The following is a 14,431-nucleotide window of genomic DNA, read 5'->3' as shown; positions in this document are numbered from 1 at the left end:
TTAAAAAGTGTTTGACCTACCACGGTCAAATCACTATTATGCACCCCGTTGTCAACGAGGAGACTCCGAAACAACAAAAATGGTAACGGCGATTAGCGCAGTTTGGTAGCGCACTTGGTTTGGGTCCAAGGGGTCGCAGGTTCAAATCCTGCATCGCCGACCACTTTACTTTCATTTTATGAAGTTAAAGTAAGGAAGAACGAAGTTCTGACGATGCGCCCGTAGCTCAGCTGGATAGAGCAACGCCCTTCTAAGGCGTTGGTCGAAGGTTCGAATCCTTCCGGGTGCGCCATTTTAAAATTTGTAAGACTCTATGTAGTGGCGGCTGTAGCTCAGTTGGTAGAGCCCTGGATTGTGATTCCGGTTGTCGTGGGTTCGAGCCCCATCAGTCGCCCCATCTACATTGAAAATATTAAGTCGGCGATTAGCGCAGTTTGGTAGCGCACTTGGTTTGGGTCCAAGGGGTCGCAGGTTCAAATCCTGCATCGCCGACCACTTTTCTAGATTATCTATAATATATTTTGTCGGCGATTAGCGCAGTTTGGTAGCGCACTTGGTTTGGGTCCAAGGGGTCGCAGGTTCAAATCCTGCATCGCCGACCACTTTTCTAGATTATCTATAATATATTTTGTCGGCGATTAGCGCAGTTTGGTAGCGCACTTGGTTTGGGTCCAAGGGGTCGCAGGTTCAAATCCTGCATCGCCGACCATCTCTCCCACTATAAATTCCATAATTAATCATATTTTAACCACTTGAATCTTTATTCCCTATTAATTTCTTTTCATTACTCGACTATCAAGTTTTATAGGTTATAATGCCGCGTCTATTATTAAACATAGCGCCCAGTAAGGGCAGGCAGCAAGAATAGCTCATGTAATTAGTTCTTTAGTGAAGTTTCGTAGAGAGCTCAAATTTGACATGGTGCATTACTTGTTTGTAAGGAAGGCGCGTTGTCGCCCAAAATTGAAGATTGAGGTAAATCATGCAAGTTTCTGTTGAGACGACTCAAGGCCTTGAGCGCCGTCTGACTATCACCGTTCCTGCAGAGAACGTTGAGACTGAAGTTAAAAAACGCTTACAACAACTGTCAAAAACTCAGCGTATCGACGGTTTCCGTCCTGGTAAAGTGCCAGTGTCAGTGATCACTAAACGTTTTGGTGCCGCTGTGCGTCAAGAAGTAGCTGGTGATATCATGCAACGTAATTATATCGATGCTATCGTAGCTGAAAAAATCAATCCTGCAGGTGCACCAACATTTGCACCTAAAGCGTTAGAAGCAGGTAAAGATTTAGAGTTTGATGCAACTTTTGAAGTATACCCAGAAGTAGCAATTAAAGACTTAGATAAAATTACTGTAGAAAAGCCAGTTGTTGATGTTACTGATGCAGATTTAGCTAATATGCTAGAAACGCTTCGTAAGCAACACGCAGATTGGGCTGAAAGTGATGCTGCTGCGGGTGAGAATGACCGTGTAACGGTTGATTTTATTGGCACTGTAGATGGTGAAGTGTTTGAAGGTGGAAAAGCAGATGATTTCCCACTAGAACTAGGACAAGGTCGTATGATCCCTGGTTTCGAAGACAACATCATTGGTAAAAAAGCTGGTGAAGAAGTTATCGCTGATGTAACGTTCCCTGAAGAGTACCATGCAGAAAACCTGAAAGGTAAGCCTGCACAGTTCACTATCACTATTAAGAAAGTTGAAGTTCAAGAGCTTCCAGAGCTTAATGATGAATTTTCAGTGAAGTTTGGTGTTGCTGAAGGGGGTGTTGATGCACTTAAAGAAGAAGTTAAGAAAAACATGTCTCGTGAACTTTCTCAAGCTGTAAAAGCAAATGTGAAAGATCAAGCGATCAAAGGGTTACTTGAGCATAACGAAACAGACGTTCCTAAAGCACTTATTGATCAAGAAATTGATGCACTGCGTCAGCAAGCGGCACAACGTTTTGGTGGTAACGCACAAAATATGCCTGAGTTACCTGCTGAATTGTTCCACGAGCAAGCTGTAACACGCGTTAAAACTGGCCTATTACTAGGTGAAGTTATTAAAGCGAATGAGATCCAAGTAGATGATGCAAAAGTTGAAGAGTTAATTGCAACGGTTGCTTCTGCATACGAAGATCCAACAGAAGTTGTTGCCTATTATAAAGGTAACGATCAAATGATGAAGCAAATGCGTAACGTAGCAATGGAAGAGCAAGCAGTTGAGTCTATTTTAGCTGCTGCTTCTGTTACTGACGTTGAAAAAGCGTTTGATGACATCATGAATCCTCAGCAAGGTGCGTAATAAGTCATTGACTTAACGCTAAGCTAACGATTTAATGGCTCGTGACGTTCTGCAAGATAGCAGTATGTCCGAGCCTTTTTCGTTTTAGGCTACCAAGATTAACTAATTCGCAGCACTATCCAAATTATCGCTGCGCATAAGGAATGAAAAATATGAACGACGGTATGATCGATCCTTTCAGTGCATTAGTACCAATGGTTGTTGAGCAAACAGCTAAAGGTGAGCGCTCTTTTGATATTTTTTCGCGATTGTTAAAAGAACGGATTATTTTCCTGACAGGACAAGTCGAAGATCAAATGGCTAATTTGATTGTGGCCCAGCTATTATTCTTGGAATCAGAAAGTCCAGACAAAGATATTTTCCTGTATATTAATTCACCCGGCGGTTCAGTGACCGCAGGTATGTCAATTTATGACACGATGAATTTTATTAAGCCTGACGTAAGCACTGTCTGTGTTGGTCAAGCTGCGAGTATGGGGGCATTTTTACTGTCTGGTGGTGCCAAAGGTAAACGTTACTGCTTGCCTAATTCTCGCGTTATGATCCACCAACCATTAGGTGGCTTTCAAGGTCAAGCTTCTGATTTTGAAATTCATGCTAAAGAAATTCTGTCTATTAAAGAAAAATTAAACAGATTAATGGCGGAGCATACAGGCCAACCTTATGAAGTATTAGCGGGTGATACAGATCGTGATAACTTTATGAGTGCGCATGAAGCGTTAGATTATGGGCTTATAGATGCAGTCCATACTCGTCGAGAAATTAAATAAAGAAGTAGGGAGTGCGATGTTATCGCACGCCTAACTATGCCAAGTTGGAAAATATTTGGTATAGTGAAGTCATTGTAGATGGTTATCTAATAGGATAACGAAGAGAAAATGAGGTAGCTGAATGTCCGACACTCCAACAGACGGCGACAAAAGTAACAAACTCTTATATTGCTCATTTTGCGGTAAGAGCCAACATGAAGTTCGTAAGTTAATTGCGGGGCCTTCTGTTTATATTTGTGACGAATGCGTTGATCTGTGTAACGACATTATTCGCGAAGAAATAAAAGATATTGCGCCTAAACATGACGCAGCAGACAAATTACCAGTTCCCAAAGAGATCCGAAATCATTTGGATGATTATGTTATTGGGCAAGAGCATGCTAAAAAAGTATTGTCTGTTGCTGTATATAACCATTACAAGAGATTAAAGAACCAGGGGCTTAACAATAAATCTGATGTTGAGCTGAGTAAAAGTAATATTCTTTTAATAGGTCCAACGGGAAGTGGTAAGACGTTACTAGCTGAAACACTCGCTCGATTGCTTGACGTGCCATTCACAATGGCTGATGCAACAACATTGACCGAAGCGGGCTATGTTGGTGAAGATGTTGAAAACATCATTCAAAAGCTTTTACAGAAATGTGATTATGATGTAGAAAAAGCGCAGCGCGGCATTGTCTATATTGATGAAATCGATAAAATATCGAGAAAATCAGATAACCCATCTATTACCAGAGATGTTTCTGGCGAAGGTGTTCAGCAAGCATTGCTTAAACTAATAGAAGGGACTGTCGCTTCTGTTCCGCCGCAAGGTGGTCGAAAGCACCCTCAGCAAGAATTTTTGCAAGTTGATACTTCTAAAATTCTATTTATTTGTGGTGGCGCTTTTGCGGGCTTGGATAAAGTGATTGAACAACGCAGCCATAAAAATGCAGGTATTGGTTTTGGTGCTGAAGTTAAGTCAGCAGACTCTTCACGCTCTCTGAGTGAGACATTTAAAGATGTTGAGCCGGAAGATTTAGTCAAGTATGGCCTGATCCCAGAGTTTATAGGTCGTCTACCTGTTGTTGCCACTCTGACAGAACTTGATGAAGATGCTTTAATTCAAATATTAAATGAACCTAAAAATGCATTAACTAAGCAGTTTGCTACGCTTTTCCAAATGGAAGATGTTGAGTTAGAGTTCCGAGAAGATGCGCTAAAAGCCATTGCACATAAAGCGATGGAACGTAAAACTGGAGCTCGTGGGTTACGATCTATTGTTGAAGGTGTATTGCTAAATACAATGTATGAATTGCCCTCAGTTGATAATGTGAGCAAAGTTGTTGTTGATGAAACAGTGATAAAAGGTGAATCGGATCCAATTTTGATTTACGAAAATAGTGGTCAAGACAAAGCTGTCTCAGAGTAATACCACTGTTGAATAAAAAGGAGCCTATGGCTCCTTTTTTTATCAACATATTGAACTTTATGGTAACTATCCCCATATAGCTATCTATATTATTAAAATAACGAATTGCGAAGAGAATCAAATGACGCTTGAGAGAACGGATCGAGTCGAAATCCCTGTGTTGGCGCTACGAGATGTCGTTGTATATCCACATATGGTGATCCCATTGTTTGTTGGCCGAGAAAAGTCGATAAAATGCTTAGAAGCGGCAATGGAAAATGACAAACAAATATTTTTAGTCGCGCAAAAAGATGCGTCTGTTGATGATCCAAGTACAGACGAAATTTATGATGTAGGTACGATTGCCACCGTACTGCAACTACTCAAGTTACCGGATGGTACAGTAAAAGTGCTTGTTGAAGGTACGCAGCGCGCGAAGATTGATAAGTTTATAATCTCTGATGAATATTTTCTGGCTGAAGCACAGTTTGTTGAGTCTCAAGATATAGATGAACAAGAACAAGATATCTTTATTCGCAGCGCAGTGAGTCAATTTGAAGGATATGTAAAACTCAATAAAAAAATACCACCCGAAGTACTCACATCTGTATCAGGTATTGACGAAGCTGCTCGCTTAGCGGATACAATGGCTGCACATATGCCAATTAAGGTGCCTGAAAAACAAAAAGTATTAGAGTTAGACAGTGTCACTGGGCGATTAGAGTATTTAATGGCTTTGATGGAAGGCGAAATAGATTTATTGCAAGTTGAAAAGAAAATTCGCTCTCGTGTTAAAAAGCAAATGGAAAAGTCACAACGCGAGTACTATTTGAACGAGCAAATGAAAGCCATTCAAAAAGAGCTGGGCGAACTGGATGATGTACCGGATGAATTTGAAGCACTGAAAAAACGTATCAGTGAAGCGCAAATGCCTGCTGAAGCAGAAGAAAAAGCCACATCTGAACTTAATAAGTTGAAAATGATGTCGCCAATGTCGGCTGAAGCTACGGTAGTCCGCTCATATATTGATACGATGATCAATGTGCCGTGGAAAAAGCGTTCCAAAGTGAAAAAAGATTTAGCGGGTGCGCAAAAAATTCTGGATGCTGATCATTATGGCTTAGAAAAAGTCAAAGAACGTATTATTGAGTATCTTGCCGTTCAGCAGCGAATTAATAAACTTAAAGGTCCAATATTGTGCTTGGTTGGTCCTCCAGGCGTCGGTAAAACCAGTTTAGGGCAGTCTATTGCGCGTTCTACGGGACGTAAGTATGTGAGAATGGCTCTGGGTGGTGTAAGAGATGAAGCAGAAATTCGAGGCCATAGAAGAACATATATTGGTTCTATGCCAGGTAAGCTGATTCAAAGCATGAGCAAAGTAGGGGTTAAGAATCCGCTGTTTTTACTTGATGAGATTGATAAAATGTCATCAGATATGCGTGGAGATCCGGCATCTGCATTGTTAGAAGTTTTAGACCCTGAACAAAATAGTAATTTTGCTGATCACTACTTAGAAGTCGATTACGATTTATCTGATGTTATGTTTGTCGCTACGTCAAACAGTTTTAACATTCCAGGGCCATTATTAGACCGGATGGAAGTAATAAGGCTATCGGGGTATACAGAAGATGAAAAACTGAATATCTCCATTCAGCATCTAATTCCAAAGCAAGTTAAACGTAACGGTTTAAAAGCGAACGAAGTTGAAATAGAAGATAGTGCTATTATTGGAATTATCCGCTATTACACTCGTGAAGCAGGTGTACGTAATCTGGAGCGTGAAATTTCTAAACTGTGCCGCAAAGCCGTGAAAGAGATTTTACTCAATAAAGACACGCAAAAAGTAATCATCAACCAAGATAACTTAGAGTCATTTCTAGGCGTACAACGTTTTGATTATGGCAAAGCTGAAGATGGTGATCGTATCGGTCAGGTCACAGGTTTAGCATGGACTGAGGTAGGTGGTGATTTACTTACAATAGAATGTGCGGCAGTTCCAGGTAAAGGTAAATTGACATTTACTGGCTCTTTGGGTGATGTGATGCAAGAGTCTATTCAGGCCGCGATGACGGTTGTACGTAATAGGGCTGACAAGTTACGGATAAATGCAGATTTTCATGAAAAACGAGATGTACATGTGCACGTACCTGAAGGCGCCACACCAAAAGATGGGCCAAGTGCAGGCATTGCAATGGTAACTTCTTTGGTCTCTAGCTTAACGGGTAACCCTGTGCGCTCAGATGTGGCCATGACCGGTGAAATTACCTTACGTGGAGAAGTACTGCCGATCGGAGGCTTGAAAGAGAAGTTACTTGCAGCACATCGGGGAGGAATTAAGACGGTTATTATTCCAAAGATTAATGAGCGTGACTTAAAAGAAATTCCAGAGAATGTGAGAGAAGGCTTAGAAATCCACCCAGTAACTTGGATTGATGATGTATTATCACTTGCGTTAGCTAACCCAGTTGAGAGTTTTTCTGTTGAAAACTCAAAAAAATAAGAAAAAATCGAAAAAAGTGCTGCAAAAGGGTTTTCAAATCTAAAAGGTATGTTAACTTAGGCACTGGTTCAAGCCTAGCCCTTATGTAGCCTAGGCTTGAGCAAGATTACGCATTAGAGAGTCGCTGTGATGTCTCTAGTATGAATAATAAAAGTGGTAGTTATCAAAACAAGCTCTCGCTTTTGATAATAACAATGTAAGAGGATGATATTGTGAATAAATCTCAATTAATCGATCAAATCGCAGCTGATGCTGATATTTCTAAAGCGGCCGCAGGTCGTGCGCTAGATTCGTTCATTGAATCTGTAACTGGTGCGTTAAAAGATGGTGATTCTGTAGCTCTGGTTGGTTTTGGTACTTTTTCCGTGCGTGAACGCGCAGCACGCTCTGGTCGTAATCCGCAAACTGGTGAGACAATTCAAATTGCAGCGGCTAATATCCCTTCTTTCAAAGCGGGTAAAGCGTTAAAAGATGCAGTAAACTAATCCACTTGGATTTTTAGCGCGGTTTTACACTGTTTCACACTATTTGCATTTCAAAGCCGTGTGTTGCTTCAAGAAAAAAAGCGTATCTGATAAGATACGCTTTTTTTACATTAGCAAGAAACTTCTAAAGCGCGTATGTGCTTTGGCTTAGATAAGAGAAAGAACAAATGCTTGAAAAGATCAGAGAGGGCTCTCAAGGCCCAGTAGCCAAAATTATTCTTGGTGCAGTAATCTTGTCTTTTGCTCTAGCAGGGATCGGTGGTTACCTAGGTCAAACCACAGAGCAACCTGTTGCAGAAGTCAATGGAATAAAAATTAGTCAAACAGATTTTGCAAGGGCATACCAAAATGAACGGGCTCGATTAGAGCAGCAGTTTGGAGAATACTTTGCACAAATTTCGTCAGATCCGACTTATATGGCACAAATTCGTAAAGGGGTAGTTGATAGACTGGTTCAACAAGAATTACAAAATCAACTCGCCATTGAGCTTGGCCTACGAGTAAGTGATGAACAAGTGAAGCAAGCCATTGTTGAAATGCCTTACTTCCAATTGGGTGGTGAGTTTAGTAATGAGCGCTATTTACAAGTAATACGTCAAATGAACTTCCAACCAGATACTTTTCGTGAATATTTACGTGAAGAAATGACTCGCTCTCAATTGGTTTCGGCAGTTGCAGGTACTGAGTTTGTTTTATCAAATGAGCTAAAAAGTACGGTTGCTCTGCAGCAACAAACGCGCGCACTTGATTATATTGTCTTAAGTAAAGACAAAGTTAAAGACCAAGTATCAATTGAAGAAGATGCAGTATCGAATTACTACGAGTTAAATCAAGATAAATATCAATCAGCAGAACAAGTTTCAGTACAATATTTAGAGCTTAAGGCCGATAATGTTGAGCCTGAAACGGCCATTACTGATGCAGATGTGCTTGCGTATTATGAAGAAAGTAAAACACAATACTTAGAGCCTGAAAAACGTCGTGTTTCACATATATTAATCGATAATAGTGAAGATGATGCGACGGCCAATGCTAAAGCACAAGACTTGTTGTCACAGTTACGCTCAGGCACAGAGTTTTCTGAATTAGCAAGTACGCAGTCAGATGACATTGTCAGCGCAGAGTTAGGCGGTGATTTGGATTGGATCGAACGTGATATGATGGATCCTGAGTTTGAAACTGCAGCATTTGCACTAGAAAATGTTGGTGATATCTCAGAAGTTGTAACATCAGAATTTGGTTATCATATTATTCAATTGACGGATATTGAGCGTGAAGAAATTCAACCGTTCGATGACGTTAAGGCAGACTTACGAGCTGAGTTAGAAAAGAACGCAAAAGTTGACGCATTTTATCAAAAGCAAACTGAAATTGCTGAGTTGGCGTTTGAAATGTCTGACTCACTTGAAGATGCGGCGTTGGCTGCGGGTGTTGAACTTAAATCAACGGCGTTGATTAATCGCTCAGTACTACCAGCACCATTAAATACGCCAGCAGTAACACGTACGCTATTTACTCCAGAGCTACTAGAAGATCGAGTGAACTCGGAAGTCTTGGAAATTGGTGCAGAGCATATTATTGTTGTTCGAGTGTTAGATTATGCCGCTGCTGCAACAAAACCGTTTGATGGGGTTAAAGCGGAAATCGAAACAACGCTTGTTAACGAAAAAGCATCAGAGCTGATCAATGAGCGAGCTAAAACTTTATTCAGTGCATTGCAAGGCGGTAAGCTATTATCTGATATTGCTACGGAAGAAGGTGTTGAATTGAACTCAGAAGCTGCCTTAGCACGTCAAACTTACTCGGTTGCGCCCGCCATTGTGACAGAGGTATTTAAGCTTCCTCATCCGGCGGATGAAAAGTTTGAAATGGCTGTTGTTGCCTTGAATAATGGAGATGCGGCGTTAGTACAATTGAAAAAGGTTAACGAGGTTGAGCTTTCAGTGGAAATTGATGAACAACAAAAGCAAAGCATCACAAATACTCAGATTAACAAAAATTACTTAGCGTTTGTTAACGCGCTTGAAGCTAAAGCGGATGTGACACGTCCACAAATTCAGGTATCAGAGCAAAATTAACTGGACTAGGGTCAACTATTTTAAAAAGGGCATCGATTTGATGCCCTTTTTTATGACTACTAGGAGGAGATAATGCTTTGCTATGATTTCATATTGTATTGTTTAATGGCATAGTTTAAGTAACGACATATGTTGTTAAATATTATAGAAGATAAAGGACTCTGGGGAATATTATGCCAATAGAAATCAATTTCGAATTATCAGATGCAGACTTAGCGCATTTTAAAACAATGATGCAAAATGTTATTGCTAAGAGCAATCATACCAATGAAGAAGAAATAATTAGTAAAGCCCGAAAACTCATATTAGAAATGGAGCAAGCTGAGTTACCAGAATTTGTTCGAACTCGAATGACATCACTGGCATTGTTGATTGATGCAGTGCAAGACGTTGAATGGCAAGTACCAGAAGAAGAGAAGAAAGCCATTATTCTATCTTTGGCATATTTCAGTGAACCTGAAGACGTAGTGCCAGATCACATTCCAGGTTTGGGTTATATTGATGACGCAATAATGATTGAATTAGTGTTACAAGATTTATCGCTGGATCTCAGAGCTTACAGAGAATTTTGTAGCTTTAGGGCAACAGAAGAAGCGCGTCGAGGCGACGAAGCAAAAGTAGATAGAGAAAGCTGGCTTGAAGGTACTCGCTCGCAACTGCGTGCGACGATGCGACGAAACCGGAAATCTGCAAAGCCGCGATTATTATCTCGCATTATGTAAGTTTATCACATGTAGTTTGGTCGAGTTCTAACGACCAGGCTACATTTATTGATCGTGGATCACTGCTAACAGTCGCTCCCGAGGTTGGCTGAGCTAACCCTATGCAAATAGTATTTGCAGTGTTATGTGCGCTCAAATTACCTTCTTCATATAAATTACTCAGTAAGTCTCTTGTTTATTAGGATACGGATTTCATATTAAAAGGGTCAAATATTAATGAGTGAGGTGAAAAACCAACCTTGTACGACACATCAGTGGAGAGTATTCGAAGTAATTGACTTAAAAAAACGAGAGTTTTTTGAGTTTAAGTCGGTTTCAATTATAGCTTGTAAAGCCGCTAGTGAGCACCAACGGCTACAAACAATGGTCGCTTTCTAAGATGACTTATCAATAATATGCACATCTCTTTGTGGAAATGGAATAGCAATGTCAGCTTGATCTAATGCTGGTTTTATCGCTCGATTAATATCAAAATATACATCCCAATAGTCCTCTGTTTTACACCATACTCGTAGGGTTAAATCAATAGAACTGTCTCCATACCCTGTGACACCGACAAAAGGCTCTGGGGTTTTGAGTACTGAATTATTTTCTAACGCCATATTTGTGAGAGCTTTCTCAGCACCATCAACCGATGCTGAGTAACTTATGCCAACACTGAGGTCAACACGTCTAATTGACTCATGGGTGATGTTTTTAATTTTCTCACTTGCTAAAGGTCCGTTAGGCAAAATTACACGACGGTTATCCAATGTGGTTAAAAATGTACAAAATACATCGATAGCTTCAACAACGCCTTCTTCCCCTTGAGCCACGATATAGTCACCGACTTGAAAAGGCTTAAAAATTAGAATGAGCACACCTCCTGCAAAATTGGACAGACTACCTTGTAAGGCTAAGCCTATTGCTAACCCCGCAGCACCTAAAATTGCAATGAAAGAAGTCGTTTGTACGCCGATCATAGAGATAACAGAAATGAACAAGCAGGCTTTTAAGAGTACTGTAGCCATACTGCATAACCATTTACGTAAAGATACGTTAAATTCTTTCTTTTGTAGCAAGAAGTCAACGCCCTTGCCAATAAGCGAGATGACCCAGAGGCCAATAATGAGTGTTAATATTGCTAACACGATTTTTGGGGCATACAAAATTGCCATTTCAATAACGGTGTTTAGAAGGTGTTCGACATCTATTTGGGAAAAGTCCATCATATAGGTTTCTCTTTGTGTTTATAGTTAGAAAGCACTAATAATTGTAGCTGAGTTATTAATTTTTGTTCGTTGTTGTTATGGAAGAATGCTTTGAAGAGGAGCAGATACTTAGTGCTGATAAGTTTCTTATCAGCACTATAGACTTAAATAATGTAAAGTTAGTGCGCGTTACATGTCTGAGGTATTGGTGGCAATTTGTGAGTCGCGTTCTAAGTTATCCAATTCATCTAGCAGTTCAAAAAGCTCAGGTTCAATGTCACTAACTGCTACTTGCTTTTTCAAACCTGTTTCTAAAGCTTCTGCTAATTTTTTAAGCTTAGGTACACCTGTATAACAGCATGCTCCGTGGAATTTATGAATCACACTTAATAGCTGTTCACTATCGTTTTGCTCTTGTGCTTGGTGAATATTTGTTTTTGTTTCAGTAATACTCTTTAGTAGCATATTTAACATTTCAATTGCTAAATCTGGTTTTCCTCCCGCATGTTGCAATGCCAACGGCCAATCCAGCAAGTCACTGATAAAAGGAGGGCGACTTACTGTGGGTTGAGACTTATTTCTGGGTACAGACGATGGTGTCGTTTGGCCATAGTCACAAATGGTTTGTTTAAGCATATCCTCGTCAATAGGTTTGGTCAGATAGCCACTGAACCCGTCTTTTAATAGTTGGTTTTTTTCACCTGGGAGGGCATGGGCAGTTACTGCAATAATGGGAGTTTCTTCATTGAGTGATGCTTCCTTAATCGTTTTACACGCAGTGATACCGTCCATTATCGGCATCTGTATATCCATAAAAACTAAATCGTATTTATGCATTTTACATAGGCTAACGGCTTGGGAGCCATTGTGCGCCGTATCGATGGCTTCAATTTGCTCAGAGAGTAAGGTAGAAAGCAGCTTTAAGTTGGCATCATTATCATCCGCGATAAGCGCTTTCAAGGGCAGTATTTGCTCTCGGTTTTCTTCAATCCCAATACTAGGGTGATCAAGGCGATAGGGGGCTGCGAGAATCTCGCATAGTTTTCTGTGATTGAGTGGTTTACTCAAGCAAGCATCGGCGCCACTGCCGATAAGGGATTCACGCATATTATGCGATATAGTATTGAGCATGAGGTATAGGTAATCGGCAGATTCTCGGGCTTTACTAATATAGCCCTTTACGGTTTGCATATGCTCAACGCTTGCCATGTTGCCAATGAGACAAACATCAAAATTAAAATCCTGTGTCAGAGCAGCTAAAAATTCATCTTCAGTTTGACAGGCAGTAACTTGCATTTCCCATTCATGAAGTTGTGCTACAACAGAATAATGGGTATGTTCTTGTGGTTCAAAGTACAGCACCCTCTTATTATGGAGTGAACCGCAAGGTAAATCGTCGTTATAGAGGCGGTTGGGTAATTCAAAAACAGAGTTGAATGTAAAGCATGTGCCGCTTCCAGATGCTGAGTTGAGCGTGATCCTACCTTTCATCGCTTCAACGATGTGTTTGGTTATGATAAGCCCTAAGCCCGTTCCGCCAAACTTTCGAGTGATACTAGAGTCAGCTTGCCCAAATGGAGTAAATAAGGCATCTTGTTTATCCATCGCAATGCCCACACCGGTATCACTGACCGACACTAAAAGAGATGCGTGCGTTTCGTTAAGCAACCGATGACTAATATCGACCTTCACGGAACCTTGCTCGGTAAACTTAATGGCATTACTGATCAAATTAATTAGGATTTGTTTTAATCTAGTTGGATCACCTACCAAGTTATCGGGTACTTGTCTATTTATCGAAATAGATAACTCTAGTTGTTTATCATGTGCACTCGGCGCAAGTAGGGTCATCACTTCATTGACAGCATCACGTAGCTGAAATTGAATGTTTTCCAAATCCATAGCACCCGCTTCGAGTTTTGAGAAGTCTAAGATATCACTGATAATAGTCAGTAGACTATTTGCAGATAATTCAATGGTATCTAAGTAGTCTTTTTGGTGTTTATTAAGGGGAGTTTTATATAACTGTCGGGTAAAACCGATGACACCGTTGAGAGGCGTGCGCAACTCATGGCTCATTTTTGCTAAAAAGTCAGATTTTACGCGGTTGGCATCTTGAGCCTCTTTCTTGGCAATATTTAACTGGATATTTTGTGTTTCATATTGTTCTAATGTTTCACGATAATCACTGGTGGCCTGATCAATGTGTTTTTGCATTTCGTCACGTTGACCTGTCATTTTATTATTTATTGTGTTCAAGCCTTGTCTAAGTAGTTCAAATTCACCTTGCATGTGACCTTGTATACCGATATCACGTTTACCTTCAACAAGTTTATCCGTTGCTAATAGTAACCTTGAAAGTGGCATAGTGAACATTCGGCTGACTCGTAATGACAGTAATGCACTGAGCAAGATAGCAATGAGTATAATGCTACTGCTTAAAATAAGAGCATGTTGCTGAGAGATTAATGCTTGGTCTTGACTGATCTCTACTGCCAAAATAGCAAGCGTGTCAGGGTGAGCTTCGCTCCAATCATTAGTGTGCTTGGCATAGTGTTTTATAGGTGTGTAAAAGACGAAGGTATCAGCGAGTTTTACCATTTCCGTTTGATGTAGCTGACTTGCGTCCCCTAAATAATACAATTTATTAAATTTTTCATGAAAATTGCTCGTCAGCAACAATTGATTGTCCTGATCGAATACGGAGATACTTTTAACTAAAGGCGCATGTTTGTTATGCGCCGTGCTTAAAACGCGATGTAAGTTAATGCGATCTTGAGAAACAATACTGTGTTCTGTCGCAATCGCGAGAGGTTCTGAAATACTGCTACCTTGTTGATTGAGAATTTGTTCAAGCTCAACATAGCGATTTACGGTAAAATAGCCTCCTAAGATTAAGCCGATCAGTACCGTCGGAATTAAAGTCAGAATAAGAATGCTATCACGCAGGCTAAATTTGGTCATCTGAGGCAGTTAGTCACAGTAATTATTTTGACTTTAGGTTATCGA

9 protein-coding genes and 6 tRNA genes are annotated in these 14,431 nt (G+C 40.4%); 13 read left to right on the top strand and 2 right to left on the bottom strand.

Features of this window, described 5'->3' with window-relative positions; translation table 11 throughout:
* The first annotated feature begins 86 nt into the window (after window positions 1-86).
* The 13 genes from J8L97_RS01155 to J8L97_RS01095 all read left to right on the top strand — a co-directional run bounded on the left by J8L97_RS01155 (window position 87) and on the right by J8L97_RS01095 (window position 10,232).
* Window positions 87-163: transfer RNA gene (locus J8L97_RS01155), tRNA-Pro, on the top strand.
* Between the two features lie 52 nt (window positions 164-215).
* Window positions 216-292: transfer RNA gene (locus J8L97_RS01150), tRNA-Arg, on the top strand.
* Window positions 293-321: 29 nt separating this feature from the next.
* A tRNA-His gene (locus J8L97_RS01145) sits at window positions 322-397 on the top strand.
* Window positions 398-418: 21 nt separating this feature from the next.
* Window positions 419-495 (top strand) — tRNA-Pro (locus J8L97_RS01140).
* Window positions 496-525: 30 nt separating this feature from the next.
* Window positions 526-602: transfer RNA gene (locus J8L97_RS01135), tRNA-Pro, on the top strand.
* A 30-nt stretch (window positions 603-632) separates the two neighbouring features.
* Window positions 633-709 (top strand) — tRNA-Pro (locus J8L97_RS01130).
* Between the two features lie 273 nt (window positions 710-982).
* Complete coding sequence (tig, locus tag J8L97_RS01125) at window positions 983-2,287, top strand: trigger factor (protein WP_211047579.1); 1,305 nt, start codon at window positions 983-985, stop codon at window positions 2,285-2,287.
* Window positions 2,288-2,439: 152 nt separating this feature from the next.
* On the top strand, window positions 2,440-3,057 hold the full coding sequence (clpP, locus tag J8L97_RS01120; protein WP_192506775.1) for an ATP-dependent Clp endopeptidase proteolytic subunit ClpP: 618 nt from the start codon (window positions 2,440-2,442) through the stop codon (window positions 3,055-3,057).
* A 121-nt stretch (window positions 3,058-3,178) separates the two neighbouring features.
* Window positions 3,179-4,468, top strand: coding sequence for an ATP-dependent protease ATP-binding subunit ClpX (clpX, locus tag J8L97_RS01115; protein WP_192506776.1), 1,290 nt, complete (start codon window positions 3,179-3,181; stop codon window positions 4,466-4,468).
* Between the two features lie 121 nt (window positions 4,469-4,589).
* Entirely contained in the window at window positions 4,590-6,947 is a 2,358-nt protein-coding gene (gene lon / locus J8L97_RS01110; RefSeq protein ID WP_192506777.1) for an endopeptidase La, read from the top strand.
* Between the two features lie 212 nt (window positions 6,948-7,159).
* Window positions 7,160-7,432: a nucleoid-associated protein HU-beta gene (hupB, locus tag J8L97_RS01105; protein WP_010371157.1), complete on the top strand. Its 273-nt coding sequence runs from the start codon at window positions 7,160-7,162 to the stop codon at window positions 7,430-7,432.
* Between the two features lie 167 nt (window positions 7,433-7,599).
* The gene (locus tag J8L97_RS01100; protein ID WP_211047578.1) at window positions 7,600-9,510 is read left to right on the top strand and encodes a SurA N-terminal domain-containing protein; all 1,911 of its coding nucleotides are present in this window, start codon (window positions 7,600-7,602) and stop codon (window positions 9,508-9,510) included.
* A 173-nt stretch (window positions 9,511-9,683) separates the two neighbouring features.
* Entirely contained in the window at window positions 9,684-10,232 is a 549-nt protein-coding gene (locus tag J8L97_RS01095) for a YkvA family protein (protein WP_192506779.1), read from the top strand.
* 374 nt (window positions 10,233-10,606) lie between these two features.
* On the opposite strand, the gene J8L97_RS01090 is transcribed toward J8L97_RS01095, so the two are convergent.
* The gene (locus J8L97_RS01090; RefSeq protein ID WP_211047577.1) at window positions 10,607-11,443 is read right to left on the bottom strand and encodes a mechanosensitive ion channel family protein; all 837 of its coding nucleotides are present in this window, start codon (window positions 11,441-11,443) and stop codon (window positions 10,607-10,609) included.
* A gap of 168 nt (window positions 11,444-11,611) precedes the next feature.
* Complete coding sequence (gene barA / locus J8L97_RS01085; protein ID WP_211047576.1) at window positions 11,612-14,386, bottom strand: two-component sensor histidine kinase BarA; 2,775 nt, start codon at window positions 14,384-14,386, stop codon at window positions 11,612-11,614.
* Between the last annotated feature and the right edge of the window lie 45 nt (window positions 14,387-14,431).

It is taken from the genome of Pseudoalteromonas sp. MMG012 (assembly GCF_018100875.1).
Lineage (GTDB): Bacteria > Pseudomonadota > Gammaproteobacteria > Enterobacterales > Alteromonadaceae > Pseudoalteromonas > Pseudoalteromonas aurantia.
The sequence above is the reverse complement of the archived record's forward strand: the minus strand, read 5'-3'. Positions and strand labels throughout refer to the sequence as shown.

Excerpts from the sequence above, each read along its gene's own strand:
- J8L97_RS01095 (WP_192506779.1), top strand. The coding sequence starts at position 9,684 with ATGCCAATAGAAATCAATTTCGAATTATCAGATGCAGACTTAGCGCAT.
- clpX (WP_192506776.1), top strand. The coding sequence starts at position 3,179 with ATGTCCGACACTCCAACAGACGGCGACAAAAGTAACAAACTCTTATAT.
- J8L97_RS01100 (WP_211047578.1), top strand. The coding sequence starts at position 7,600 with ATGCTTGAAAAGATCAGAGAGGGCTCTCAAGGCCCAGTAGCCAAAATT.
- clpP (WP_192506775.1), top strand. The coding sequence starts at position 2,440 with ATGAACGACGGTATGATCGATCCTTTCAGTGCATTAGTACCAATGGTT.
- J8L97_RS01090 (WP_211047577.1), bottom strand. The coding sequence starts at position 11,443 with ATGATGGACTTTTCCCAAATAGATGTCGAACACCTTCTAAACACCGTT.
- tig (WP_211047579.1), top strand. The coding sequence starts at position 983 with ATGCAAGTTTCTGTTGAGACGACTCAAGGCCTTGAGCGCCGTCTGACT.
- barA (WP_211047576.1), bottom strand. The coding sequence starts at position 14,386 with ATGACCAAATTTAGCCTGCGTGATAGCATTCTTATTCTGACTTTAATT.
- lon (WP_192506777.1), top strand. The coding sequence starts at position 4,590 with ATGACGCTTGAGAGAACGGATCGAGTCGAAATCCCTGTGTTGGCGCTA.